The sequence below is a fragment of the Paraburkholderia sp. BL27I4N3 genome, assembly GCF_003386115.1.
GTDB lineage: Bacteria > Pseudomonadota > Gammaproteobacteria > Burkholderiales > Burkholderiaceae > Paraburkholderia.
In genome coordinates, this window is record NZ_QREJ01000001.1 from 646,563 (window position 1) to 671,423 (window position 24,861).

General features: G+C 65.5%; 21 protein-coding genes and 2 tRNA genes. 9 read left to right on the top strand and 14 right to left on the bottom strand.

Annotated elements, in window-relative coordinates; genetic code table 11:
- Nucleotides 1-388: 388 nt before the first annotated feature.
- Nucleotides 389-1,783, top strand: a complete 1,395-nt coding sequence (locus B0G71_RS02970; protein ID WP_106283797.1) for a sigma-54 dependent transcriptional regulator — start codon at nucleotides 389-391, stop codon at nucleotides 1,781-1,783.
- Between the two features lie 287 nt (nucleotides 1,784-2,070).
- Nucleotides 2,071-3,042, top strand: coding sequence for a thymidylate synthase (locus tag B0G71_RS02975; protein WP_116139646.1), 972 nt, complete (start codon nucleotides 2,071-2,073; stop codon nucleotides 3,040-3,042).
- A 106-nt stretch (nucleotides 3,043-3,148) separates the two neighbouring features.
- On the opposite strand, the gene B0G71_RS02980 is transcribed toward B0G71_RS02975, so the two are convergent.
- A complete protein-coding gene (locus tag B0G71_RS02980; protein WP_116139647.1) occupies nucleotides 3,149-5,629 on the bottom strand; it encodes a DUF6600 domain-containing protein in 2,481 nt (826 codons plus the stop codon).
- 182 nt (nucleotides 5,630-5,811) lie between these two features.
- Entirely contained in the window at nucleotides 5,812-6,531 is a 720-nt protein-coding gene (locus B0G71_RS02985; RefSeq protein ID WP_116139649.1) for a helix-turn-helix transcriptional regulator, read from the bottom strand.
- Nucleotides 6,532-6,758: 227 nt separating this feature from the next.
- Here B0G71_RS02985 and B0G71_RS41210 point away from each other — a divergent pair, with 227 nt between their 5' ends.
- The 4 genes from B0G71_RS41210 to B0G71_RS03000 all read left to right on the top strand — a co-directional run bounded on the left by B0G71_RS41210 (nucleotide 6,759) and on the right by B0G71_RS03000 (nucleotide 10,165).
- Nucleotides 6,759-6,902, top strand: a complete 144-nt coding sequence (locus B0G71_RS41210; RefSeq protein ID WP_181916704.1) for a hypothetical protein — start codon at nucleotides 6,759-6,761, stop codon at nucleotides 6,900-6,902.
- Nucleotides 6,903-7,017: 115 nt separating this feature from the next.
- A complete protein-coding gene (locus tag B0G71_RS02990; protein ID WP_116148291.1) occupies nucleotides 7,018-8,274 on the top strand; it encodes an MFS transporter in 1,257 nt (418 codons plus the stop codon).
- Nucleotides 8,274-9,512 (top strand): GlxA family transcriptional regulator, encoded by a 1,239-nt coding sequence (locus B0G71_RS02995; protein WP_116139651.1) that lies wholly within the window; start codon nucleotides 8,274-8,276, stop codon nucleotides 9,510-9,512. The genes B0G71_RS02990 and B0G71_RS02995 overlap by 1 nt, the downstream gene beginning before the upstream one ends.
- 146 nt (nucleotides 9,513-9,658) lie before the next feature.
- Nucleotides 9,659-10,165, top strand: a complete 507-nt coding sequence (locus B0G71_RS03000) for an acyl-CoA thioesterase (protein WP_116139653.1) — start codon at nucleotides 9,659-9,661, stop codon at nucleotides 10,163-10,165.
- 138 nt (nucleotides 10,166-10,303) lie between these two features.
- On the opposite strand, the gene fumC is transcribed toward B0G71_RS03000, so the two are convergent.
- From fumC to B0G71_RS03025, 5 genes are all read right to left on the bottom strand, one after another.
- A complete protein-coding gene (gene fumC / locus B0G71_RS03005) occupies nucleotides 10,304-11,704 on the bottom strand; it encodes a class II fumarate hydratase (RefSeq protein WP_116139655.1) in 1,401 nt (466 codons plus the stop codon).
- Between the two features lie 15 nt (nucleotides 11,705-11,719).
- A complete protein-coding gene (locus B0G71_RS03010) occupies nucleotides 11,720-13,339 on the bottom strand; it encodes a phospholipase D family protein (RefSeq protein WP_116148292.1) in 1,620 nt (539 codons plus the stop codon).
- Between the two features lie 318 nt (nucleotides 13,340-13,657).
- Nucleotides 13,658-14,617, bottom strand: coding sequence for a bile acid:sodium symporter family protein (locus B0G71_RS03015; protein WP_116139657.1), 960 nt, complete (start codon nucleotides 14,615-14,617; stop codon nucleotides 13,658-13,660).
- Between the two features lie 315 nt (nucleotides 14,618-14,932).
- Nucleotides 14,933-16,345, bottom strand: a complete 1,413-nt coding sequence (locus tag B0G71_RS03020; protein ID WP_116139659.1) for an MATE family efflux transporter — start codon at nucleotides 16,343-16,345, stop codon at nucleotides 14,933-14,935.
- Between the two features lie 288 nt (nucleotides 16,346-16,633).
- Entirely contained in the window at nucleotides 16,634-16,852 is a 219-nt protein-coding gene (locus B0G71_RS03025; protein ID WP_011489423.1) for an RNA-binding S4 domain-containing protein, read from the bottom strand.
- A 317-nt stretch (nucleotides 16,853-17,169) separates the two neighbouring features.
- Here B0G71_RS03025 and B0G71_RS03030 point away from each other — a divergent pair, with 317 nt between their 5' ends.
- From B0G71_RS03030 to B0G71_RS03040, 3 genes are all read left to right on the top strand, one after another.
- Nucleotides 17,170-17,616, top strand: coding sequence for a hypothetical protein (locus B0G71_RS03030; protein ID WP_116139661.1), 447 nt, complete (start codon nucleotides 17,170-17,172; stop codon nucleotides 17,614-17,616).
- A 102-nt stretch (nucleotides 17,617-17,718) separates the two neighbouring features.
- Nucleotides 17,719-17,982 (top strand): hypothetical protein, encoded by a 264-nt coding sequence (locus B0G71_RS03035; protein ID WP_116139663.1) that lies wholly within the window; start codon nucleotides 17,719-17,721, stop codon nucleotides 17,980-17,982.
- A gap of 234 nt (nucleotides 17,983-18,216) precedes the next feature.
- Nucleotides 18,217-20,361: an ATP-dependent helicase gene (locus B0G71_RS03040; RefSeq protein WP_116139665.1), complete on the top strand. Its 2,145-nt coding sequence runs from the start codon at nucleotides 18,217-18,219 to the stop codon at nucleotides 20,359-20,361.
- 84 nt (nucleotides 20,362-20,445) lie between these two features.
- On the opposite strand, the gene B0G71_RS03045 is transcribed toward B0G71_RS03040, so the two are convergent.
- The 7 genes from B0G71_RS03045 to B0G71_RS03075 all read right to left on the bottom strand — a co-directional run bounded on the left by B0G71_RS03045 (nucleotide 20,446) and on the right by B0G71_RS03075 (nucleotide 24,759).
- A complete protein-coding gene (locus B0G71_RS03045; protein WP_116117995.1) occupies nucleotides 20,446-21,219 on the bottom strand; it encodes a DUF4088 family protein in 774 nt (257 codons plus the stop codon).
- Between the two features lie 284 nt (nucleotides 21,220-21,503).
- Nucleotides 21,504-21,827, bottom strand: coding sequence for an AzlD domain-containing protein (locus B0G71_RS03050; protein WP_116139667.1), 324 nt, complete (start codon nucleotides 21,825-21,827; stop codon nucleotides 21,504-21,506).
- The gene (locus tag B0G71_RS03055; protein WP_116148294.1) at nucleotides 21,824-22,585 is read right to left on the bottom strand and encodes an AzlC family ABC transporter permease; all 762 of its coding nucleotides are present in this window, start codon (nucleotides 22,583-22,585) and stop codon (nucleotides 21,824-21,826) included. Before B0G71_RS03055 ends, B0G71_RS03050 begins: the two co-directional genes overlap by 4 nt.
- Before the next feature lie 366 nt (nucleotides 22,586-22,951).
- Nucleotides 22,952-23,782: an AraC family transcriptional regulator gene (locus B0G71_RS03060; protein ID WP_116139669.1), complete on the bottom strand. Its 831-nt coding sequence runs from the start codon at nucleotides 23,780-23,782 to the stop codon at nucleotides 22,952-22,954.
- A 98-nt stretch (nucleotides 23,783-23,880) separates the two neighbouring features.
- Entirely contained in the window at nucleotides 23,881-24,357 is a 477-nt protein-coding gene (locus tag B0G71_RS03065) for a CreA family protein (protein WP_116148296.1), read from the bottom strand.
- Between the two features lie 188 nt (nucleotides 24,358-24,545).
- Nucleotides 24,546-24,621 (bottom strand) — tRNA-Asn (locus tag B0G71_RS03070).
- A gap of 62 nt (nucleotides 24,622-24,683) precedes the next feature.
- Nucleotides 24,684-24,759 (bottom strand) — tRNA-Asn (locus tag B0G71_RS03075).
- Between the last annotated feature and the right edge of the window lie 102 nt (nucleotides 24,760-24,861).

A 24,861-nucleotide genomic window follows, 5' to 3' on the forward strand; every position in this document is an offset into this window, starting at 1 on the left:
ACCTATAATTCGTTAAATTGGCCGGTACGAACTACCTTGCGGTCTACACAGGGAGAAGCGCTTCCACTAATCTTTTATTCGTCGGCTGAATAACTGTTTATCGCCTGCGAAACCACACAGCGTAAGGAGTGCGCGATTAAATTCGCATAATTGTTTTCCAAGCGGCGCGCGTATAGTAAGCTCTCGAAAAAGAACTTCAGATTTAAAAAAGCCCGCTAACGGGCCGTCTCAAACACACACGCCGCTTTCTTGGGGATCAGCTGTCCGCACGGAATGGAATGGCCGTTCGGTTTTTGCCATATCGCGAATCCCGAATGAGTCAGCGTGTCTGAACTCGTTTCAGGTGCGTGCGTCATCCTTAACGTTCGTTGACGAGAGGATCTGAATAATGGAACCCGCAACGCGGCAACTGATTTACGTTTCGCGCGATCCGAGCGCGGAGCTGAATACTCGGTTTCACCAGCGCGGCTGGCATGTCGAAGTCGTGGGGTCGGCGCGCGACGTGCGCCGGGCTGTTCGCGCCGGAATGGCGGCTGGCGGCCTGCTGGATCTGTCTAGCGAATTTCAGCCACACGAAATCGCTGCGTTCGAATCCTGCCTGACCATGCCGAATGTCGGCTGGGTCGCGGCCACCATGCCGGGACAACTGCAAGACGCCGCGTTGCGCCGGCTCGTGCGCGACTACTGTTTCGACTACGTCACGGTGCCGTATTCGGGCGACAGGATCGTCGATTCGGTGGGTCACGCCTACGGCATGATTTCCCTCGGCGAAACGGCTTCTAACGATGCATCGCAAGGCGCCGAAGGCGAAATGGTCGGCTCGTGCGACGCCATGCTCGCGCTGTTCCGTTCAATCCGCAAAGTGGCGATGACCGACGCGCCGGTGTTCATCTCGGGCGAATCGGGCACCGGTAAGGAACTGACGGCGGTCGCCATTCACGAACGCTCGGCGCGGCGCAATGCGCCGTTCGTGCCGATCAACTGCGGCGCGATCCCGCCGCACCTATTGCAATCCGAACTATTCGGCTACGAACGCGGTGCGTTTACCGGCGCCAATCAGCGCAAGATCGGCCGGGTGGAAGCGGCAAACGGCGGCACGCTGTTCCTCGACGAGATCGGCGATCTGCCGCTCGAAAGCCAGGCAAGCCTGTTGCGCTTCCTGCAGGAGCGCAAGGTGGAGCGCCTCGGCGGACACGGCGCGATCGACGTCGACGTGCGCATCATCTCGGCCACGCACGTGGACATGACCGCGGCGATGATCGAAGGACGGTTTCGCTCCGACCTCTACCACCGTCTGTGCGTATTGCAGATCGATGAACCGCCGCTGCGCGCACGCGGTAAGGATATCGAACTGCTCGCGCGGCACATGCTGGAACGTTTCAAGAAAGATGCAAGCCGTCGCTTGCGTGGCTTTGCGCCGGACGCGATCGCGGCGCTGCATAACTACGGCTGGCCGGGCAATGTGCGCGAGCTGATCAACCGCGTGCGGCGCGCCATCGTGATGTCGGAAGGGCGCGCGATCACGGCGCGCGATCTCGAGCTTGCCGAGTACGTGGAGATCGTGCCGGTGTCGCTCGCGCAGGCGCGTGAAGCGGCCGAACGTCAGGCGATCGAGCTGGCGCTATTGCGTCACCGCGGGCGTCTCGGCGACGCCGCCCAGGAACTCGGCATCTCGCGCGTTACGTTGTACCGGCTGCTGTGCTCGCATGGCATGCGCCATATGGAAGGGGAGCCGCTCGCCACACCGCACGGCGAATTGCCGGCCTCGGTGCCGCATCTGTAAATCGTTTGACGGGCCTCGCGGGTCTCGTGGGCCGGTAAACGATTTCAACAGCGGATTCCAGCAGCGGATTCCAGCAGCGCGTTCAGCACCTTTCGAGCAATCCTGCGACCGGCCGTGTGCCGTTCGCTCGCGCCGAACTCGCAATACTTCGTCTCACCTTTTCCCTCGATATTTTCGATGCCGCGCGCCACGACCGGGCGTCGTCCCGCCGCGCTTGTTAAAATCGGGTTTTCCGCTCAATCTCCGTGGCGCCCGGATCGACCCGCACGCGCCTCGAAGGAACCCGAATGAAACAATACCTCGACCTCGTCCGCACGATTCTCGACACCGGCACGTGGCAGGAGAATCGCACTGGCATCCGCACCATCAGCATGCCGGGCGCGATGTTGCGCTTCGACCTTCAGCAAGGTTTTCCGGCGGTCACCACGAAGAAACTGGCGTTCAAATCGGCGGTGGGCGAACTGGTCGGGTTCCTGCGCGCCTCGCGCAGCGCCGCGGATTTCCGCGATCTCGGCTGCAAGGTGTGGGACGCGAACGCGAACCAGAATCCGCAATGGCTCGCCAATCCGTATCGCCAGGGTCCGGACGACCTCGGCGACGTATATGGCGTGCAGTGGCGCCAGTGGCCGGCCTACAAGGTGCTGGACGCGAACGCGGGCGCGCAGCTGGCCGACGCGACCGCACGCGGCTTCCAGGTGGTGACCGAATTCGAGGAAGACGGCAGCAACAAAATCCTGCTGTATAAGGCGATCGACCAGTTGCGCCAATGTCTGGACACGATCATGCAAAACCCGGCGGACCGGCGCATTCTGTTTCATGCGTGGAACCCCGCTGTGCTCGACCAGATCGCGTTGCCGGCTTGCCACCTGCTGTATCAGTTCCTGCCCAATGCGGTGACCAAGGAGATTTCGCTGTGCCTGTACATTCGCAGTAATGACATCGGACTCGGCACGCCGTTCAATCTGACCGAAGGCGCGGCGTTGCTGCATCTGGTCGGACGACTGACGGGTTACACGCCGCGCTGGTTCACCTATTTCATCGGCGACGCGCACATCTACGAGAACCAGCTCGACATGTTGCAGCAGCAGCTCAAGCGCGAACCGTACGAAAGCCCGGCCTTTGCGATCTCGGAGCGCGTGCCGGAGTATGCGAAAACCGGCGTGTACGAGCCGGAATGGCTCGAGAAGATCGAGCCGTCGGATTTCTCGCTGGTCGGCTACCGGCATCATGAGCCGCTCACGGCACCGATGGCTGTTTGATCCTCGGGCGGGTCGGAAAGCTGCCCATTCGCATAAAGAAAAACCGCCGCGATGCGAATCGCGGCGGTTTTTTTACGCTCCGTGCCAACCCGCCGGCGGGAGGCGCTCAGCCTTTGCGATGCTCGTCGTGGTTGCCGCCGCCCGAATGCTGGTCGCCGTGCTGCGGCTGTGCCTGAGGACGCGGCTGCTGCGCCTGCTGCGGACGCGGCTCCTGACGCGGTTGCTGTTGCGGTTGCGGATGAAACTCCGGCCGGGGCTGCTGTTGCACCTGCTGCTGGCGCGGCTGCTGTTGAGGCTGCGGCTGCGGATGGAACTCCGGCCGGGGTTGCTGCTGCGCCTGCTGCTGATGCGGCTGTTGCTGTGCCTGAATTTCTGCCGGACGTGGCGCCCGCGGCTCAGGCTGACGCTGCGGTTGGGCCTGCTGCTGCGGCGGTTGCGGTTGCGGGCGAGTCTCCTGCTGACGCGCCTGCTGCTGTTGCTGTTGGGCCGCCGGATTCTCCGCAGGACGCGGCGCGCCGTGCTGCTGCGCGCCGGGTTGTTGCGCCGCGAACTCCGGCCGTCCTGTCTGCGGCTGCGGGCCGCCGTGCTGCTGGGCTTGCTGCGCCATCGGCGTGTGCGGCTGGGTCCAGGCCGGCTCGTGACGCTCGTTTAAACCCGGGTTCGCGCCCGGCTGCTGGCCCGCCTGCGGCGGCATACCCCGCTGCTGCTGCTGTGCAATCCCCGCCGGATTGCCGCTGTTCGCTTGCGGCGGACGCGGCACACCGTTCGACGGATGACCCGCCTCGCCAGCCTGCGGCCGCTGGTTGGCCATCTGCGGCGGCATGCCCGGCCGCGCTTGCTGCTCTGCGCCACGCGGTGCTTCGCCCGGCCGCTGCTGCATTCCATTCGGTCCACCCGGCGCACCGGCTGCCATCCCCGGCGCACGTCCGGCGATATGCGATTGCACGACCCGCACGTTCTGCACCGGCAGCGCGCCCGGTCCGCCCGCCATGTGCGCCGGCACCGAGGTCCGCACGATAGGCTGACCGCCGCCCGGCACCCGTCCGCCGCTTTGCGCGAAACGCTGCGCGAGGCTGTCGTGGTAGGCCGCCGGCATCACCGGACTACGTGTCGCCACCACCGGACGCGTCGTCACCGCCGCCGGCGGCCGGTAATTCGCGTTGCGCTGGCCCGGCCCGAAACTCTCCCGCACCGGCGCGATGCCCGGACCGCCCGGGTTGATCTGTGCGTTGCGCCATTGCCGCGGATCGACCTTCTGGGCGAAGCGCCCAACCGGCTGTCCGTGCACGAAGGCCGTCGCCGGCACTGCGGTCACGGCGCCCGGCGCGCGGTAGTTGATGTATGTGTTGTGAATGTTGGTCACATTCACGTTGCGGTTGTAGTTGTTGACGATCGTCGTCCGGTTGACGCGGTTGTAGTAGCCGGGACTCCAGTGATCGTGACCGCCCCAATGCGGATGCCACGGCTCGCCTGGCCCAAGCGGGAACCACGCGACGCCGGCGGCGACCGCTCCGCCGATCGCCAGATCCACCCCCCAGTTCACGCCGCCGCCACCGCCGCCCACGAAGGCAACGAGGGCCGGCGCGTAGACGGGCGGCTCGCTGACCGCGACCGGTCCCGGCACCCACGCCCACGAGTCGTCGACCTGAGCCCAACGGCCGTAGTGGTAGGGCGCGAAGCCCCATGGCGCGTCGTCGACCCAGGTCCAGCCCCACGGCGCCTGCCACACCCAGTGGCCGTCGCGATACGGCGCCCAGCCGGCGGGCGTGCCGCGCGGCACCCAGACTTCGCCGTATTGCGGCGAGCTTTGCCACGTGCCGTTGGCGTCGAGGTCCTGGTAGCCGGGAATGTCGCGCGACACGTAGCGCGCCGACACCGAGCGGTCTTCCGCGGCGTCGCGGCCGGCCGCCCATTGGTCGAAGGCGTCGAGGCCAGGCGCGCCATTGTCGGCGAGCTGTTGCAGGTTGGTGCCGCCAAAGCGGATCTGCTGGCCGGCCGCGAGCGGCACCTGGCCGCCGTCGCCGTATACCGTGGCGCCGCCGCTGCGCACGGTGACGGTCGTGCTGCTGCCGTCGGGTGCGACATCGACGCGATAGTCGCCGGGGCCGTTCAGGCCGAGCGCGAGATTGGGCGTATCGATCTCGTAGGACGAGCCCGGTGCGAGCTCGCGCACGCGCGCCGTCAACGTGCCTTGCGCGACTTTGAGTTGCGCGCTGTTGTCGTCGAGGTTGAGCAGATCGAGGCTGGTGGACGGTCCGAGGCGCACCGCGGTCGAGCCGATGTGCAACTCCGAGCGCGCGTTCTGATCGTTCCACAACTGGTCGCCGGTGGTGAGCGGGCGATTGACCTGGGCGTACGACCAGTCGGTGGCGCCGGCCGGTTCGGTGGTCACGGCGCCCGCCGTGTAGTTCAGACGCGCGACGCGGCCAGGCGGATCGGTGTTCTGCGCGGCGGCGGCGCTCTGCGGCGCCTGTTCGATTTCCTGAGCAAAGGTGGCCTGGCCTGCCAGCAGGAAGGTGGCGGCTGCGATCAGCGTATAGCCGATAACGCGGCGGTTCGAATAGCGGTGTGGGATGACTGTTCTCATGATTTGGCTCCGACGGACGCGGCATTGTGCGGCATCCGTGCAGTCACTGTACCCGCGGCGTTTGTTTCAAGACCCCCACTTTTGTAAGGCCGCCTCACCAGCGTGTAACAAAAGGTCTCGATAAGGCGATTCGTAAGCTGGTTGCCGATTTCCTGTAACCGCGTCACGCACTCAGGTGCGCATCACGCGGCGAGAAACGCGTCGAAATGACGATGCCCAGCGGGCGTGATGCGCAGAATTCGCGGCCGCTCGGTGCGCTCGACCCAGCCGTGCGACGTCCACGAATCGAGCAGTGCTGCGCCGAGGGCGCCGCCCAGATGCGGACGCCGTTCGCTCCAGTCGGGGCAGGTGCAGGCAAAGCGCCGGCGCCGGCTTTTCTGGGCCGACGTGTCGATGCCCCAGTCGGCGAGGCAGGCAATGCCGTCGGCGGTCGCTTCCAGCGACGTGCCATGCAGCGTCAGCAGACCGCCTTCGACCAACCGCTCGAACACGCGCACCGACAATTCGCCGGCCATGTGGTCGTAGCAGGTGCGCGCGTAGCGCATGTCGAGCGGCACGGTGCGCGCGGGGCGCGGCACGGGACGCTGCGGCGCGCTGACTTGCGCGACGTTGGCGAGCGCTTCGATCGACGCGGCGATATCCGGCGACGCGATCCGGAAATAGCGATGCCGGCCGCGCACTTCGAGCGCGAGCAGGCCGCCGTCGGTCAGGCGCGCGAGATGGGCGCTGGCCGCCGACGGCGAAAGCCCCGCGATCATCGTCAGCTCACCGGCCGGACGAGCGCTGCCGTCCATCAACGCCCACAGCATGGCGGCGCGGCCGGGATCGGCGAGCAGTGCGCCGATGCGGCTCAAGCCGGGGAAATGGTTCTGGTTCTGTTCGTCTGCGAAGGTGGCAGGCATCTGACGTCTCTGGAGTGCGGCGCCTTTGTCGCGCCATGTAGGTCACTGTATCGGCCTGCGCGATTCGATGTTTCAGCTTAGCGTGAAGTGTCGGATGCAGCAGCCACGAAAACCTGGCAGGCGGGTAGCGGGTAGCGGGTTGGGTGTTGGCCCGCGAGCCGCGCTTCGGTGCCGCCCAAGACCGCCAGGCTAGAATCGAAGCCTGTCCTAGCAGGAAACACGCAGCCATGAAAACTCTCCTTGCCGTCGTTGCCGCGGCATTGCTGCTCGGCGCATGTGCGCAGGGCGGCGGCGCGTCAGGCTCAAGCGCGGGCACCGGCAGCATCACGATGTACGGCACAATCGACGAAGGAATCTCGGTCCGCAAATAGGCGAGCGGCCGGCCACTGATCACGCGTGGCAGAAATTGATGCACCATTGGCATCTCTGCCACCGGCATTCATGTGACGATCGGGTCATCTCACTTCCGCCGCCTTGGACCTCTCGATGCCACCGTCCGCCGCTTCCACCGTCCCCGCCCATTCAGCCGGCCTGCGCGAGACCGATCCGCACGACCGGCGCGCCGCGCGCGTGCTGGCCGTGTGCCAGGCGCTGTACACGTCATCGGTATCGATCGATCTGACGCTGACCGGTCTGGTCGGTTACACACTCGCCGACGATAAAGCGCTCGCCACGCTGCCGGTCTCGCTGATCACCGTCGCCGCCGCGCTGACGACTATCTTCGCGTCGTTCCTGATGGCGCGCGTCGGCCGGCGTGCCGGCTTCGTGCTCGGCGCGGGCGTCGGCGCGCTCGGCGGCGCGGTGTCCGTATGGGCGATCTTTCATCAGAGTTTCTGGGCTTTCTGCGCCGGTACAGCGACAGTTGGCGTGTTCCAGGCGTTCGCGCAGTACTACCGTCTCGCCGCCGCCGACGCGGTCGGCATCGACGACAAAAGCCGCGCGATTTCGACCGTGCTGGCGGGCGGCGTGGTGGCCGCCGTCTGCGGACCATTGCTTGCCGCGTGGAGCAAGGACTGGCTGGCGCCGGTCGCATTCGCGGGTTCGTATGCGCTGGTCACGGGCTTCGGGCTTTTATCGATTGCGTTGCTGACACTGCTGTATCGCGATAAGGCGCCCATCGCGAGCACAGCGGCAACTCACGAGGCGGCGCGGCCGCTCGGCGAGATCGTGCGGCAGCCGATCTTCGCGGCGGCGCTCGCCAACAACGCGCTCGGCTACGCCGTGATGATGTTCGTGATGACCGCGACGCCGATCGCCGCAGTCGCCTGCGGCCACACGATCGGCGACGGCGCGCAGATCATCCAGTGGCACCTGGTCGGCATGTTCGCGCCGTCGCTCTTTTCCGCGCGGCTGATCAAGCATTTCGGCGTGCTGCGGGTGATCGGCGCGGGCATTGCGCTGTCTGCGCTGTGCGGCGTACTCGCCTTGCGTTCGACCGATCTGCCGCATTTCTATGCGGCGCTCGCCTGTCTCGGCGTGGGCTGGAATTTCATGTTTGTCGGCGGGTCGACGCTGCTCGCGCAATCGTACCGGCCGTCGGAGCGGGCCAAGACGCAGGCCACCAGCGAGTTCACGACGTTCGCGTTTTCCGCGCTGGGTTCGCTGTTTGCGGGTCAGTTGCTGGCCCGTTTCGGCTGGGGGACGATCAATGCCGCGATATTTCCGCTGCTCGCGGCGGCGGCGCTGGCCACGCTCGGGTACGCGTGGTCGCGCAAGCGGCAGCTAATGGCGGAGGTGTCCTGATGGCGGTGCGTCATATCGTGTTCGCGGTCGCACCGGATCTGGTGCTGCTCGACGCCTGCGGACCGCTGGAGGCGTTCTGGCGTGCGGAGTTGACGGTCGCCGGGACGGCCGGCGCTGGAGTCGCCCAAGCCGTGGACAGCGACAAGGGAGTCGGCCGCGACGCGGGCCGAACGCGTGTATCGATCAGTTCGGCCAATTCGGCCGGTGCAGCTGACTCGGCTAGTTCGGACGACGCGGCTAATCCGTACAGCGCGGCTAGTGCAGCCAGTTCACCCAGCCCCAGTCGCCGCGTGCCGCAACCCGTTGCCTACCGCACGACAGTGGCCTCGATCGACGGCGGCATCTTGCAGACCTTCCCGGGTTTGCCCATCGTCACCGAACGGCTCGATTCACTCGACGATCAACCGATCGACACCCTGATCGTTCCCGGCGTCCCCGTTGACGAACACTGCACGCTGCAGCCGGAACTCGTCGCGTGGATCCGGCGCCATGCGCCGCGTGCGCGGCGCGTGTGCTCGGTGTGCACCGGCGCCTTCTATCTGGCGGCGGCGGGCCTGCTCGACGGCCGTCGCGCGACCACGCATTGGCGCGACGCGCCGCGCCTTGCGCAGCGGTTTCCCAGCGTCCACGTGGATGCCGATCCGATCTTTATCCGCGATGCCGGGCGCGGCGAAGGCGATGGCGTCGTCTGGACCTCGGCGGGCGTGACGGCGGGCATCGATCTGGCGCTGGCGCTGATCGAGGAGGACGTCGGCCACGCGGTCGCGATGCAGGCGGCGCGGCGGCTGGTGGTCTTCATGAAGCGGCCCGGCGGCCAGTCGCAGTACAGCGCGGCGCTGGCGGCGCAGGCCTCGGCGAACGGACCGTTCGAGGCGCTGCATAGTTGGATGACGGCGCATTTGCGCGACGACCTGTCGGTCGAGCGGCTCGCTGAACGAACCGGGATGAGCCCGCGCACCTTCGCCCGGCGCTATGTCGACGAGGTCGGCCGCACGCCGGCTAAAACCGTCTCGGCGCTGCGGCTGGAGGCGGCTTCGCGCGCGCTCGCCGAATCGCGCCGGCCGCTCAAGCGGATTGCGCTCGACTGCGGATTCGGCAGCGAACAGAACTTGCGACGGGCTTTTCTGCGGCGTTTCGGCGTGCTGCCGCTCGATTATCGCGAGCGCTTCATGTCGGCGGCCGCGCCGCAAACCTCGGCCGTTTCCGAAGCCGCCTCCGAGATTGCCGGGGCGGGTTGAACGCGCAACCGCAGCGAAAGCTCCCCGGAAGCAAAACTCGCGCTCCCGCCGGACTTTTCCCGTGCGCTGCAAGCCCAGCCACGACGGGTCAATATTGCGCTCGTATAATCGCTTCCTTTCAATGCATCCGATTGACCGGAGTCAAGATGAGCAACCCTTCCGCAGCGCCGCTGGACCGTTCCGAAACCACTTTCCGCTTTCTGGCCGAGCCGAGCTCGGTCAACTTCGGCGGCAAGGTGCACGGCGGCGCGCTGATGAAGTGGATCGACGAAACCGCGTACGCGTGCTCGGCGGTGTGGTCCGGTCGATATTGCGTGACGGTCAGCGTGGGCAATATTCGCTTTCGCCGGCCGATTCTCGTCGGTAACCTGGTCGAGCTGCGCGCCCGGGTGGTGGCCACGGGCCGCACCAGCATGCACATTCATGTTTCGGTGCATGCGGGCGACCCGAAAGGCGGCGAACTGCTGCAAACCACGGATTGCCTGATCGTGATGGTCGCCGTCAACGAGAACGGTCAGCCGGTGCCCGTGCCGGCCTTCGTACCGGAGACGGATGAACAGAAGCGCCTCGCCAGGTACGCGATGGACGTGAAGGAAGCGCTCGACGCGATCGTCGAACTGAAGCCGGAAGAGGTGGCGCAGGGGAAGGTTTAAGCGACGCCTGAAGGCGCCGCTCGCGGGCCGCGCGAAGCTGAAAAATCCGCGCGGACTGCTGTCGTTTTGAATCATGCTGCTCGGCGAAGCACGCGGCCCGCCAGGCCAGCCGCCCCGCGCGTGATCACAGGCATTCGCTTAACTCGCCGAATTGCCGACCATATCCTTCGGCTGCACCCATTCATCGAATTGCTGCTCGGTGACGAAACCGAGCGCCAACGCCGCGGCCTTCAGCGTGGTGCCTTCCTTGTGCGCCTTCTTGGCGATCTTCGCGGCCTTGTCGTAGCCGATGTGCGGATTGAGCGCCGTCACCAGCATCAGCGATTCGTTGAGCAAGGTCTCGATGCGTTCGCGATTCGGTTCGATGCCGACCGCGCAGTTGTCGTTGAAACTGCGCGCGCCATCGGCGAGCAGACGCACCGATTGCAGCACGTTGTGCGCAATCATCGGCCGGAACACGTTCAACTCGAAGTTGCCGCTCGCGCCGCCGATATTCACCGCGACGTCGTTGCCGAACACCTGCGCGCACAGCATCGTCAGCGCTTCTGACTGGGTTGGATTGACCTTGCCCGGCATGATCGAGCTGCCCGGCTCGTTCTCCGGAATCGACAGTTCGCCGAGGCCGCAGCGCGGGCCGCTTGCCAGCCAGCGGACGTCGTTGGCGATCTTGTTCAGGCTCGCCGCCACAGTCTTCAGCCCGCCGTGCGCGAACACAAGCGCATCGGCCGCGGCCATCACTTCGAATTTGTTCGGCGCCGATACGAACGGCAAACCGGTCAGCTTGCCGATCGCGGCCGCCACCTTGTCCGCGAACTGCGGATGCGCGTTCAAACCGGTGCCGACCGCGGTGCCGCCCTGCGCCAGCTCGTAAAGATGCGGCAGCGCCGATTCCACGTGACGACTGCCATGATCGAGTTGCGCGACGTAGCCGGAAAACTCCTGGCCGAGCGTGAGCGGCGTGGCGTCCTGCAAGTGCGTGCGGCCAATCTTGACGATACCGGCGAACGCCTTCGCCTTGCCGTCGAGCGTGTCGCGCAGTGTCTTCAGCGCCGGCAGCAGATGTTTGACGATCGCATACGCCGCGGCCACGTGCATGGCGGTCGGAAACACGTCGTTCGACGATTGCCCGCGATTCACGTCGTCGTTCGGATGCACTTTGCGCGCTTCGCCGCGCTCGCCGCCGAGCAGCTCGCTGGCGCGATTCGCGATCACCTCGTTGAGGTTCATATTGGTCTGCGTGCCGGAGCCGGTCTGCCATACGGCGAGCGGAAATTCATCCGGATGCTTGCCCTCGATGATCTCGTCGGCGGCCTGCATGATCGCCTTCGCCTTGCTTTCGTCGAGCACGCCGAGGCCCAGGTTGACTTCGGCGGCGGCGCGCTTGATCACGGCCAGCGCGGTGATCAGTTCGGGCGATTGCTTCTCGGTCGAAATGCGGAAATTCTGCAGCGAGCGCTGGGTCTGCGCGCCCCACAGACGCGCGTTCGGCACGGCGATTTCGCCGAATGTGTCGCGCTCCATTCGTACGTCTTCAGTCATGTTCCACTCCGCTGATCAAAGTTCTGCGTTGACGGGCAATAAGGAGAATAGACCTGTTAGCGCATTCCGGTACAAGCCGGCCTGCGGATCGAAAATGTAGGTGCGGCGCGCGCCGTTTTCGACGTCGGTCCACACGAGCGGCGAGAGCGGCGCGCCGATCGAGCGCAGGTAGGCGAGTTGCGCGTCGTCCGCGAGCGTGACGCGATAGCTTTCCTCGGGCCCGGTGGCGCGCTCGAAAATTCCCGCGACCTGTTCGGCGAGCGGCGGACTGTGAATCACCAGCGCCAGTTCGGTGTTCAGATTGGCCGAACGCGGGTCGAGATTCATCGAGCCGATCACCAGAATCTTGCGGTCGATCACATAGGTTTTCGCGTGCAGACTGGCGCGCGAACGCGAGCCGGCAACGCCCGCGGTCGGCGTGTCCTGCTGCGGCTTGAATTCGTATAACTCGATGCCCTGTTTCAGCAGCGGCACGCGAAACGGGCTATAGCCCGCCTGCACGGCGACCGCGTCGGTGGCGGCGAGCGAATTGGTCAGCACGGCGATGCGAACGCCGCGATGCGTCAGTTCGCCGGCCGCCTTGACGCCCGAATCGTGCGGCACGAAGTAGGGCGAAATGATCAGGAAGTCCTTCTGCGCGTCGCGCATCAATTCGCCGAGCCGCTCCATGGGCGGACTCACATAATCCGGCGACGGATGCACGATCTTCTCCGGCAAGTCCGCTTTGAACTCGGCCGGCGCCCAGGTCAAGCCGAGCTGATTGTTGGCGATCTGCGCGGCGAGCGGCGTCGCGTTCAGCGGCTTGGCGTTGTACGGATCGGCGTTGGTGCGCCAGTGCTGACGCAGGTCGTCGCGCGTCTGGTCCAGTTCCTTCGCGTCGAACTTCTGCTTGTTCAGCACGCGCAACGGATAGGCAATGCTGCTGTTCCAGTAGTCGTCGAAACTGGCGGAGATGTCGGCGGTGATCGGGCCGGCGGCCAGCACGTCGAGATCGCGGAACTGCAGCGTTTCGCTCGCGCTGAAATATTCGTCGCCGAGATTGCGGCCGCCCACGATCGCGATCTGGTTGTCCGCGATCATCGCCTTGTTATGCATGCGGCGCGTGAAATGGCCGATCTGCGTGAACACGTTGGTCGTGCGTTCGAATACGCCTTGTTGCGCGCTGCCGAACGGGTTGAACACGCGAATCTCGATGTTGTCGTGCGAGTTCAGGCCCGCCATCACGCGGTCGATGTCCTTGAAGTTCAGATCGTCGACCAGCATGCGCACCCGCACGCCGTGGTCGGCCGCATAAAGCGCGGCACCGAGCAGCAGCTTGCCGGTGGTGTCCTCGTTGGCGATGTAGTACTGCATGTCGAGGGTTTTGGTCGCGGCGCGCGCGAGCGCGATGCGCATCTGCAAGGCGTCGGTGCCGCTTGCGAGCACACGGAAACCGGATTGATCCGGATGCGCGGCTTCGAGCGGCGCGAGCGCCGTGTGCAGCGGTGTCGTTTCCGTGGCGGGGAGTGCGTGGGTGACCTGACGGTCGAATGCGGTGGCGGGCGGTCGGCTCGCGCAGGCAGTCAAAAATGCCGTTGCGCAGCACAGAAGGAAGAAATGTCTCGTTGTCCCCAAGGCGGATTTTCTTTGAGGCATGCCGGACTCGCCTATGCGTTGCAGTGCGGCCCGGCTTTGATCTTGATGCGACGGCACGCTTTTCCCCTAGTTTGCAGACTTGTCATGGCGGCAGCGGGCGAACGGCTCACGCTGCCGAGAAATCCATTCTAAGGGGAATCAGGCTGATGGGCTTTTGATCTTGCAGATGGGCGCGGCGGCGCGTTTTCGCCTTGAAGCACGCGCGTTGCGGGCTTTGCGGTTACGTCATGGAGACAACCGCAGAAACTGTGATTGAACGCCGATCGTGCAGGCCGCGCGCATCGGGCCGTGACAGGTGCGACGCGCGCGGCTCGCCTGTTATCCGCGTTCGGCGTTCAACACTTCTCCGCCGTCCACATGCGTCGAACCTTTCGCGGGACGTCCTGCCCAGTACCCCGCGAGCAGCGAGCCCGACAGGTTGTGCCACACCGAAAACAGCGCGCCGGGCAAGGCCGCGATCGGCGTGAAATAGAGCTTGCCGAGCGTCGCGGCGAGGCCCGAGTTCTGCATGCCCACTTCGATTGCGAGCGTGCGGCACACGGCTTCGTCAAAACCAAGCAGACGGCCGCCCCAGTAGCCGCCGAGCAAACCGATCCCGTTATGCATCACCACGCCCAGCATCACCACGAGGCCGACCGACGCGATGCTCTTTTGCGTGCCGCCCACCACCGCGCCGATGATCAGCACGATCGCGACCATGGAGATCAGCGGCAGGATCGGTTCGATCTTGCGCACGAACTTGCCGAACAGATGATTGACGATCAGGCCAACCACGATCGGCAACGCGACGATTTGCAGAATGCTCATCAGCATGCCGTGCACGTCGACGGCGATCGACGCGTCCACATACAGACGCGTGAGCAGCGGCGTCGCGAAGACACCGACGAGCGTCGACAGCGCGCTGATCGTGACTGACAACGCGACGTCGCCGCGCGCCAGATAGATCATCACGTTCGACGCCGTGCCGCTTGCCACGCTGCCCACCAGCACCATGCCGGCGGTGAGATCGGGCGGCATGCGCAGCGCCTTGGCGATCACCCAGGCGGCAAGCGGCATGACGAGATAGTGCAGCACGATGCCGGCGATGACCGGCGCGGGCCGCGTGAAGACGCGCTGGAAATCGGCCACGGAGAGGGTGACGCCCATCGCCAGCATGATGATCGTCAGCAGCGTGGTGACATGCGGCGCGACGCCGGCGAACGAGGCGGGCGAGAAGTACGCGGCAATCGAAACGAGCACGGCCCAGAGCGGGAAAAGACGGGTGACGCGGGCGAGCATGACGGGTGGTCCTTGATTATGTTTTATCGCGAGAAGCAGGGTTGGTCGAGCGGCGCGCCACCGGCGGTGGCGCGCTTGCGGGAGTCTGCCGCGTGAATGCGGCAAGCCTTGTCGGCGGATGATGGGCCTTCGGGCGGCGCTGGCCTTTTTGAGGCGCGCGAGCGGGTTTCTGGCGTGGGGCGCGGGTGCGCGTCTCTCAGCCGGAACACGATATTTTACCGTTCGCGGCGCATTGCACGTGCGTCTATGGTTGCACGCGCAACCAGGTGCGCATCGTTCCACCTGGCGCGGCCAGCACGCGCTTCCAACCCAACGTCAAACGGGTTTCACCGGCGACCCGCCGGACGTTGCCGGCATGCGCCGCAGGCTCAGTTTGTGGAAGCGCAGCGTCATCAGCAGCGCGACGCTGGCGAGGCCGGCCGCTAGCCCCCACCACAACCCGCGCGCGCCGAGGCCGTAGTGAAACGCCAGCGTGTAGCCGGTCGGAAAACCGATCACCCAGTAGCCGAAGGCGGCGGCGATCATCGGCACACGTGTGTCTTTCAAGCCGCGCAGACAGCCGGAGCCGACCGTCTGCATGCCATCGACAATCTGGAAGATTGCCGCCACGCCGAGCAGCGAGCTCGCGAGTTTGACCGTGGCCGCATTGGCCGGATCGTCGAGATGCAGATAGAGGCCGACGATCCAGTGCGGCGCGGCGATCAGCACGAGACCCGACAGCGTCATGAAGGCGACGCCGAGCGCGAGCGCGACGAAACCGGCGTGGCGCGCGGCGAGCGGCTGGCCGGCGCCGGACCAGAAGCCGACGCGGACGTTGGCCGCCTGACCGATCGCGAGCGGCACCATGAAGGCCACCGAGGCCACATTCAGCGCGATCTGATGCGCGGCCAGTTGCGACTCGCCGAGCAGGCCGACCATCAGGCCGGTGGCGAGAAAGAGCGTCGACTCGACGCCGTAGGTGATCGCGACCGGCCATCCGATGCCGAATAATTCGCCCATCAGCGGCACGTTCGGCCGGGTGGCGACGACGAAATGGCGATAACGCGGGCGCAGGTGCAACAGCGCCATCAACACGAGCGCGCTCAGCCACACGGTGATCGAGGTCGCGGCCGCCGAACCGAGAAAGCCGAGCCGCGGCAGGCCATAGGCGCCGTGGATCAGGCCGTAATTGAGAAAACCGTTCACGCCGACGCTTGCCAGCGACACCCACAAGAGCCGCTTCGCCGCGCCGATCGCCGGCAGGAACGAACGCATCAGGCCCACGCCGATCAGGCTGCCGAGCGCGCCCCAGCGCAGCACCGCCGCATATTCGCCGACGTTGTGCGCAAGCAGCGCGGGTTCGCCGAAGGCGAGCAGGACCGGTGTGGCGAACGAGAGCAGGAAGAACGCCGGCACCGACAGCAGCACCGACAGCACCAGGCCGGTCCAGTAGATGTGCGGCACGCGGCCTTCGTCCTGGGCGCCGCGTGCGTGCGACACGCTCACGCTGACCGAGGTCAACACGCCCTGGAGCAGCGTGACCACCACGAAAAACAGATTCGCGCCGAGGCCGCCGGCCGCGAGCGCGTCGGGGCCGAGCGAGCCGAGCAGGATCGTGTCGGTGACGCCCATCGCCATTTGCGAAAGTTGCGCGATGGCGAGCGGCGCGGCGAGCCGCGCGGTGTCCGCAGCGTGGCGGGTCAGGGTCGGCGGCCGGGTGGCCACCCGGGTGATGCCGGATTGAGTCATGGAGCGCCTGGCGGCGGAAGTGGCGACAACGCGACGGCGGGCGCGACGAGCGCGCGGACGGTGGCGAGGGCAGCGGCTCGATGAGCCTCGGCGGACGCTCGAGGCAGCCGCCGGCCGGTGTGTCAGCCGATTGTTGGTCTGTTGAAACTGACAGCTTATTGCTTAGGCGCGGCGATGTCGATGGAAGAGGCACGATTTTGGTGCGCACGTTCCTCCAAGTTTTCGGACCGCGGGGTGGCAGGCCCGTGTTTTAGCTCCGCTTATTAGCTTCGCCGGTTAGCCGGTGTATCAGGCCTCGTGGACCGCAATCCGCGTGTCGCCGAGCAGGACGACCTGACCCGCGCGGATCTTGCACGTTTTACGCGTTTCGACCCGCCCGTCGACGGTAACCGCACCGTCCGCCACCATCATTTTTGCCGAGCCGCCGCTGTCCGCCAGTCCCGTTATCTTCAGGAGATTGTGCAGTTCGACGTAGTCGCCGGTAAGCGTGAAATCGAGGTTGGGCATGGCGTTTGCACCTTCAGGCAAAGGGTTCGCATCATAAGCCAGAAGCTTGCCCTGGATGAAGTTCGCGGTGCGCGCCGCCGTCATGTGAGCATCTGCAAGCAGATGTTATGCGTTTGTCAGAAAGTGAAACGTTCCGTAACGGTGGTCGTAAAACACAAACTCCACTCGTAAAGTGCAGGTCAGTAGGGAAAGCCTGCTGGATTTTTATCTGGCAGCGAGCAGACCGGGCGAGGCACGCAGACCGCGCTCCATAAGCGCTGAAATGCGCAGAGCCGGACCGGTTGCCCGCGTCACAACAACCTTAGAGAGGATTAGCCATGACCCAGATTCGTACGCTTCTGATCGGTACTGCCATTACGGCCCTTGCTTCCACAGCCGCGTTCGCACAGACCGCGCAACCGGCAGCGGGCGCGCAAGGCCAGCCGCAGGTTCAGATGCAAGGCAATGACGCGGCGCCCGCCGCGCAGGGCGTGCAGCCGGTGACGCCGGCGCCGACGCGTCTGACGGCGTCGGGCTCGACCGACCCGCTGGTGCAGAAGCGCGACGCCAACGCGAAGGCTAACGCCGAATATCGCGCCTCGAAGAAGGCATCCAAGGCGGAGCTGAAGGATCAGCAGAAGGCCGCCAAGCTCCAGTACAAGGAGCAGGTGCGCGACGCCAAGATCAATCAGAAGGCGGATAAGCAGACCGCAAACAACGAAATGAAGATGAACATGCAAGGGCAGACGGGCGACCAGTCGGACGGCACCGACGTCAAGCATTGAGGCTGAGTTTCGAGCGAGCGGCGGGGCGGCGCGGTTTGCCGCCGCGGCCGCTGCGTTGCCGGACTGTTGAGTCCGGGCATCTCGTTTCAACGGAGGTATCGCATGAGCATCGCCCATTCCACGAAGACCACGCTTGTCGCCGCGTTGATCGCGGGCTGCCTCTCGTCCGCTGCATTCGCGCAGGCTAGCGATCCGGCTGCGGCGCCGGCTACCCACGCCGACAAGAAGGCGGCCAAGGAACAATCGAAGGCGGACAAGAAAGCTTCCGTCGCGCAGGCCAAGGCCGACCAGAAGAAGACGGATGCGCAGGCCGACGCCGATAAGGCCGCCGCCGACGCAAACGTGAAAGACGCGAAGAAGCAATAGCAGACTTCGCGCCTCTGGCCGGCGCGGGGCGCGCGGACGTCTCGATGTCGTGCCTTCGAAAAATGGCCCGTGTGCACTCGTGCGATGGGCCATTTTTTGTGCTCGCGTTCGCCCGCGCGGCCCACATGAAATGCAGACCTCGCATCCGGCTAAAAAAGGGTCGCTTGTCGGCGTGGGTTGTATGGATATACAGTATGCGTCGCCGCTCTGAATCCTTCCAACGCCTAAACAATCGTGCTCCCAGTCGCCGAACCCGCGCCTTCCTCGCCGTCCCCGACGTCCGACACTGCCGCCTGGCTGGCGAAGCTCAACGACGCGCAGCGCGAAGCCGTCGACTACGGCGCCGACACGCCAGCCGCACCGCCCGGCGCGCTGCTGGTGATTGCCGGCGCCGGCTCCGGCAAGACCAATACGCTTGCGCACCGGGTCGCCAATCTGGTGGTAAAGGGCGCCGATCCGCGCCGCATCCTGCTGCTGACCTTTTCGCGCCGTGCGGCGCTCGAAATGACCCGGCGCGTCACGCGCATCGCCGGCGCGGCGCTCGGTTCACGAGCCGCGCTCGCGCAAGGGCTGACGTGGTCGGGTACGTTCCATAGCGTCGGCGCGCGGTTGTTGCGCGAATACGCGGATCTGATCGGTCTTGCGCCAGCCTTCACGATCAACGACCGCGAGGATTCCGCCGATCTCATGAACCTCGTGCGCCACGAACTCGGCCTGTCGGCGAAAGAGCGGCGTTTCCCGGCCAAGGGCACGTGCTTTGCCATTTACTCGCGCGTCGTGAACACCGGCGCGTCGCTCGGCCAGGTGCTGGACAAGGCATTCCCGTGGTGTCGCGAATGGGAGGCCGATCTACGCATGCTGTTCGCGTCTTACGTCGAAGCGAAGCAGAAGCAAAGCGTGCTCGACTACGACGACCTGCTGCTCTACTGGTCGCACATGGCCGCCGAGCCGGCCATCGCCGCCGACCTGTCGGGACGCTTCGATCATGTACTGGTCGACGAATATCAGGACACCAACCGCCTGCAGGCGTCGATCCTGCTCGCGTTGAAACCGGACGGCCGCGGCCTGACCGTGGTCGGCGACGACGCCCAGTCGATCTATTCGTTTCGCGGCGCGACCGTGCGCAACATTCTCGATTTTCCCGCGCATTTCGATCCGCCCGCCAAACAGGTCACGCTGGAGCGCAATTACCGCTCGAGCGCGCCGATCCTGGCGGCGTCGAACGCGGTGATCGAATTGGCCAGCGAGCGCTACACGAAGAATCTGTGGACCGACAAGGCCTCCGCGCAGCGCCCGCGTCTCGTGACCGTCGCCGATGAGGCGGATCAGGCAAGCTACATCGTCGAGCAGGTGCTGGAAGCGCGCGAGCAGGGCATGAAACTCAAGTCGCAAGCGGTGCTGTTCCGCGCCGCGCACCACAGCGCCGCGCTGGAGATCGAACTGACCCGGCGCAACATTCCGTTCGTGAAGTTCGGCGGGCTGAAGTTTCTCGATTCGGTGCACGTGAAAGACGTGCTTGCCGTGCTGCGTTGGGCCGAAAATCCGCGTGATCGCGTGGCCGGGTTTCGCGTCGTGCAGTTACTGCCGGGCGTGGGACCCGCGACCGCGGCAAAAGTGCTCGACGAGGTCGTCGCGCGCGCGGGCAGCGGCAACCCCGCCGACACCGCCGGCGGCGCGCTGGCCGCCTTCGCCGCGCCGGCTCGGGCGCAGGAAGACTGGCATCCGTTCGTCAAGCTGATGTCGAGCGTCTACGGGCGCCAGACACCGTGGCCCGCCGAGTTCGAAATGGTGCGCCGCTGGTATGAGCCGCATCTCGAGCGCAATCACGAGGACGCGGCGATCCGTCACGCGGACGTGTTGCAGATGGAGAGCATCGCGGGCACGTATCCGTCGCGTGAACGGTTTCTGACCGAGTTGACGCTCGACCCGCCCGACGCCACCAGCGACGAATCCGGCGTGCCGCTGATCGACGAGGATTATCTGATCCTGTCCACCATCCATTCGGCAAAAGGGCAGGAGTGGCGCAACGTGTTCGTGCTGAACGGCGTGGACGGTTGCATTCCGTCCGATCTCGGCACCGGCAGCGAGGAGGAAATCGACGAGGAGCGCCGTCTGCTCTATGTGGCGATGACGCGCGCGAAAGAGGACCTGCATATCGTCGTGCCGCAGCGCTTTTACGTGCACAACCAGACGCACATGGGCGACCGTCACGTGTGGGCCTCGCGCACGCGCTTCATTCCCGCGCATCTGATGCCATTGTTCGATGCCTATGCATGGCCGCGCGTCCCGGTTCCGAGCGCGCCCACTGCGGCCGGGCTGGCCGCGGCGGCGCAGGCGAAGATCGAGATCGGCGCGAAACTCAGGAAGATGTGGGATTGAGAGCGCGACGACGCGCTTTGATGCCGCGCATCTGATCCCGCCGTTGGCTACCGACTCAGTGGTGGCTTCCTGGACTCTTTAGCCTCAGCGCGGCTGCGACTGCCGCTGCTGTTGCTGCGGCGCCGGACGCGGCGGCACGAAGAAATTACGCAGCCAGGCTGCCATCCGCGAAAACACGTCGTACGGCTCCTCCACGAAGATTTCCGGCTTGAGCAGGCGCAGGAACTCCATGATCTGCTGCGCTTCCTGCTTCTGGAACGAACCGTGCGAAATACCCAGCCGCAGCAGCCCGCGCAGCTCGCCGAGCTTTTCACGTGCGGTGCTGCCCACGCTCGTTTCGCACGCCACCTTGGCCTCGTAGACACGCTGACGCAGCGATTCCACCAGCCGCCACGCCGGCGTCTGCATGACTTCCTCGAGCGCCTGGATGTCCTGCGCCGCGCTCTTGATCTGCGCCGCGAGCGGGTCGATCAGCACGGCGTCGCCTTCCGCTTCCTTGACGATGGCCGCCGCCCAGTCGCGACACTGCTTGGCGAGTTCCTCCGGCGTCCATTCCGAGCGGGCCGCGAAGCCGAAGCCGAACTCGCCCGCCTGCCGCATCAGAATCGCGACGACATCCGGAAACTCCTTGTCCAGTGTGCGTTTCGCCCAGGCGTACTGGCCGCCCTGCAACATCCGCTGAACCGCGTGTTCGGTCAGCGGCACCATGTTGTCGAGCAGCTTGGCGCGCAAAAAATCCTCAAACGACGGCGTCGCGAACTGCGGATCGAGCTTCAGCGATACCCGCAGGAAAGCATCGAAATCCTTGCGCAGCGTCGCGATGGTCTCGTCTTTGAGCGTGAGGGTGATTTGACCCATGTGTTATCCCGTTTGGTCCTGCCGCGCGGCCTCGCCACGCCGCCGGGCCGCGCGGGCCCTGAGAGACGCGGCGTTCGATGCCGGCGCGCTTGATTCCTGCCTGATGCCGCACAACCAGCGGGACGTATCCCGACGAGCGGACCTCGACTGCATAACGGCGGATCGGCGGGAAACTTAAGGGAGCGCGGGGTGGGAGCGTCCGCTTTAGAGGGAAGCGTCGCCTGGCTTGCGCGGGCGTGGCGCGGGCCGGCCGACGCTGTCGCTGCCTTGAAAGCGGCGTGGGTCTATTTCAGCACGACGCATTGCCAGACAAAAAAGACCGTCAGCCCGACGGCGATGGTCAGCAGCGGCCGCCGCGTCGACGCGCTGACAAGCACCGCGGCCAGCGCGCCGACCAGTTGCGGATTACGCCAGGTCAGCTCGGCGTCGCCGCCGTGCGGTGCAACCGTCATCGGCACGATGATCGCAGTCAGCACGGTGACCGGCACGAAGCCGAGCGCCGTGCGCACCAGCGGCGGAAATACCAGCCGGTCGCCGAGCACGAAGACGGCGGCGCGGATCACCCACGTGATCGCCGCCATGCCGAGAATCAGGACGACGTAGTTCATCGCGATGCCTCCGCGGTTTTGCCGTTGCCGCGCAGGTTGGGCCGCGACGTCGACAGCAGGACGCCGATCGCCACGCCCGCGAACACCGCGCCAAGCAAACCGAGCTTGTACGGCCACGCCTGCCAGAAGAAGGCCAGCATGCCCGAGGTGATGGCCGCCGCGATATAGCGCAGCGCGACGAGTTGCGGCACGACGATCGCGATGAACGTGGCCACCATCGCGAAATCGAGGCCGAGCGATTGCAGGCCCGGGAACGCCGCGCCGAACAGCAGGCCGCCTACGGTCCAGAGCTGCCAGTTCAGATACATGGCCAGGCCGGCGCCGAAGAAGTAGTGCGGGCCGACCGTGCCGGGCTCCCGATGCCGGTAGTGTTCCCACGCGACGGCGAAGACTTCGTCCGTGAGCAGCGCACCGAGCGCCCAGCGCCAGCGTGCCGGCAGATGCGCGACGTGCGGCGCGAGCGTGGCGCTGTACAGCACATGGCGCAGATTGACGACGAGCGTGGTCGCCCACACGACGGCAAAACTCGCATGTCCGGCAATCAGGCCGAGCGCGATGAACTGCGCGGAGCCGGCGAACACGACGAGCGACATCAACTGGCCATGCCATAGATGCAGCGGGCCGGATGCGACGAGCGTGCCGAAAATGACGCCAAAAGGCGCCGCGCCGACCATCATCGGGATGATGTCGCGCGCGCCGGCGGTGAACTCTTTGAAATGGCCTGGGTTTGTGGGCCGGCCTGCGGTGGGATGGGTCAATCTGGCCTCCTTGATTCGGGAAGCATAGCGGCGGTGGCTGGACGGGGCTTGTACGTTCTTGCGGATGGCCAATGGTTCGATGCGGCGGCGCGCGCCAGGCCATGTCATGCCGCCGGAATGAGCAAATAAGATGGCACGCCGGGTCGCCAGTAATGTAGACGCTGGCATCGTGTCTGGCGGTTGGATTGGTCAGGGCCGCAGCGCGTAGGCGGCAACCGGTCGCGTACTGGCGAGCACATGGATTTGTCGGGGCAGCCGGGCAAGCAGGTTGTGGGCAAGAGCACCCACTTGCGTCTTGCGGTGCGGCTGGAGTGCTTGAGGCAGCAGGACGCGCAACTCGCCGGCAACGCACGCACCCGCGCCGCGTCAGACGCCTTGCCAGCGCCCGGGAGGTACGCCGAACATGCGCCGGAAGTGTCGCGTGAAGTGGCTCTGGTCCGTGAAACCGCTGGCGGCGGCGACCTCCGTGACGGAAACTCCCGCGCGCAGTGGCGCGAGCGCGCGCTGCAAGCGCACCTGATTGCGCCACGCGTGGGGCGGCAGGCCGGTCGTCTGGGTGAAAAGACGCGCCGCGTGGAACGGCGAGAGTCCCGCTACCTGGGCCACTTCAGCGAGCGTGACGGGCTCGACGAGGTCGCCTGTCAGGCGCTCCTGCATGAGCGTCACGCGAGCGTCGTCGGTGGGGAGGCGCGAACGCGCCGGTTGGGTTTGCGCGTAACGCACCAGCAGCGTGGACAAGGCGTCGAGCATGGCGGCTTCGGCGGCAAGCGCGTCGTCGCCCGCCTCCAGCAGACGATGCGCATGCGCCAGCCGCGCGGCCAGATCCGGATCGCGGATCACACCCGGCGCAAACCACGGCAACGCCTGAGGCCTGCCGCTGACCTCATTGGCAAGGGCGTGGATGAAATCCACCGGCGCATACATCACGCGATACCGCCAACCCGCCTCGACCGCCTTCGAGCCGGTGTGCAACTCACCGGGGTTGATGATCGGTACGCTGCCGGCTTCGGCGACATAGTCGGAGCCGAGATAGCGATACCCCTCGGCGCCCGCCACGATCACCGGGATCGTGTACGCATCGTGCCAATGCGGCGTGAACTCGTGATCGTGATATTCGGCCGTGAGCAGGTCCGCGCCGGGTAGAAGCGGCGTGCGCCAGTAGCGGGCGGAATCCTGGAAACGATGGGCGGATGTCACGATGAAATTCCAGCTGGGCCGGTCAGTGTAGCGCGTCGCGACCCTGCCGCGTCACGCGCCGACGTGCCGGCCGACTGCGTTTTGCCGTAGGGCGGCGTTCACTTGACCGGGATCGTCGTTCCGGCCGGCATCGGCACGGCGCTCACGCTGTTCTTCGCGCTGCCGCTGACCACCCGGTCGCTGTAGGTGAGATACACCAGCGAGTTGCGCTTCGCGTCGACCACCCGCACCACATGCAGCGACTTGAAGATGAACGACATGCTCACCGAGAACACGTCGGCCTGTTTCTTCACCGGGCCCGTGAAGTGAATCTCGCCGACCTGGCGACAGGCGATCGACGCCTCGGTGGGGTCTTCGGCGATGCCGAGCGTACCCTTGACGCCGCCGGTACGTGCCCGCGACACGTAGCAGGTCACACCCTGAACCGCTGGATCGTCATAGGCCTCGACGACCACGCGGTCGGAACCCGTGACGCGGAAATTGGTATTGACGCTGCCGACTTCTTCGCCGTGCGCCGACGGCAGCAGGAGGGCGGCAGCCGCCGCAAGCGAGATGCGCAACAAAGTGGGTTTCATGGAATGTGCTTGCCGGAAATTGAGCGCCTGGGTTGGGCGCGGGCGTGCGCCGGGAATTGCCATCGTATAACGGCCGACGGTCTCGGGCGACGCGAGCGGGGGATCGACCAGGTCAGGGTGACGCGGTTCGGCGGCGTGCGGCGCGCAAAAAGAAAAGGCCCGCACGAATGCGGGCCTTTCAAATTTTTTGGCTCCTCGACCTGGGCTCGAACCAGGGACCTACGGATTAACAGTCCGGCGCTCTACCGACTGAGCTATCGAGGAACAGCAGTACAACTTGATCTACATAAAAAAGCCCGTCTTGGTTAACGGGCTTTTGCAATTCTTGGCTCCTCGACCTGGGCTCGAACCAGGGACCTACGGATTAACAGTCCGGCGCTCTACCGACTGAGCTATCGAGGAACAGAACAACAAACAGCAGAGAAACGAAATTGTAGGAGCAGCTTAAGCGCCTGTCAATACCTTGTGTTCATCTCGATTTCATTCGAATCCGGCGATGCACGC

What these genes read in the sequence shown, in the direction of transcription:
- B0G71_RS02970 (WP_106283797.1), top strand. Translation starts at nt 389, where the DNA reads ATGGAACCCGCAACGCGGCAACTGATTTACGTTTCGCGCGATCCGAGC.
- B0G71_RS02975 (WP_116139646.1), top strand. Translation starts at nt 2,071, where the DNA reads ATGAAACAATACCTCGACCTCGTCCGCACGATTCTCGACACCGGCACG.
- B0G71_RS02980 (WP_116139647.1), bottom strand. Translation starts at nt 5,629, where the DNA reads ATGAGAACAGTCATCCCACACCGCTATTCGAACCGCCGCGTTATCGGC.
- B0G71_RS02985 (WP_116139649.1), bottom strand. Translation starts at nt 6,531, where the DNA reads ATGCCTGCCACCTTCGCAGACGAACAGAACCAGAACCATTTCCCCGGC.
- B0G71_RS41210 (WP_181916704.1), top strand. Translation starts at nt 6,759, where the DNA reads ATGAAAACTCTCCTTGCCGTCGTTGCCGCGGCATTGCTGCTCGGCGCA.
- B0G71_RS02990 (WP_116148291.1), top strand. Translation starts at nt 7,018, where the DNA reads ATGCCACCGTCCGCCGCTTCCACCGTCCCCGCCCATTCAGCCGGCCTG.
- B0G71_RS02995 (WP_116139651.1), top strand. Translation starts at nt 8,274, where the DNA reads ATGGCGGTGCGTCATATCGTGTTCGCGGTCGCACCGGATCTGGTGCTG.
- B0G71_RS03000 (WP_116139653.1), top strand. Translation starts at nt 9,659, where the DNA reads ATGAGCAACCCTTCCGCAGCGCCGCTGGACCGTTCCGAAACCACTTTC.
- fumC (WP_116139655.1), bottom strand. Translation starts at nt 11,704, where the DNA reads ATGACTGAAGACGTACGAATGGAGCGCGACACATTCGGCGAAATCGCC.
- B0G71_RS03010 (WP_116148292.1), bottom strand. Translation starts at nt 13,339, where the DNA reads ATGCCTCAAAGAAAATCCGCCTTGGGGACAACGAGACATTTCTTCCTT.
- B0G71_RS03015 (WP_116139657.1), bottom strand. Translation starts at nt 14,617, where the DNA reads ATGCTCGCCCGCGTCACCCGTCTTTTCCCGCTCTGGGCCGTGCTCGTT.
- B0G71_RS03020 (WP_116139659.1), bottom strand. Translation starts at nt 16,345, where the DNA reads ATGACTCAATCCGGCATCACCCGGGTGGCCACCCGGCCGCCGACCCTG.
- B0G71_RS03025 (WP_011489423.1), bottom strand. Translation starts at nt 16,852, where the DNA reads ATGCCCAACCTCGATTTCACGCTTACCGGCGACTACGTCGAACTGCAC.
- B0G71_RS03030 (WP_116139661.1), top strand. Translation starts at nt 17,170, where the DNA reads ATGACCCAGATTCGTACGCTTCTGATCGGTACTGCCATTACGGCCCTT.
- B0G71_RS03035 (WP_116139663.1), top strand. Translation starts at nt 17,719, where the DNA reads ATGAGCATCGCCCATTCCACGAAGACCACGCTTGTCGCCGCGTTGATC.
- B0G71_RS03045 (WP_116117995.1), bottom strand. Translation starts at nt 21,219, where the DNA reads ATGGGTCAAATCACCCTCACGCTCAAAGACGAGACCATCGCGACGCTG.
- B0G71_RS03050 (WP_116139667.1), bottom strand. Translation starts at nt 21,827, where the DNA reads ATGAACTACGTCGTCCTGATTCTCGGCATGGCGGCGATCACGTGGGTG.
- B0G71_RS03065 (WP_116148296.1), bottom strand. Translation starts at nt 24,357, where the DNA reads ATGAAACCCACTTTGTTGCGCATCTCGCTTGCGGCGGCTGCCGCCCTC.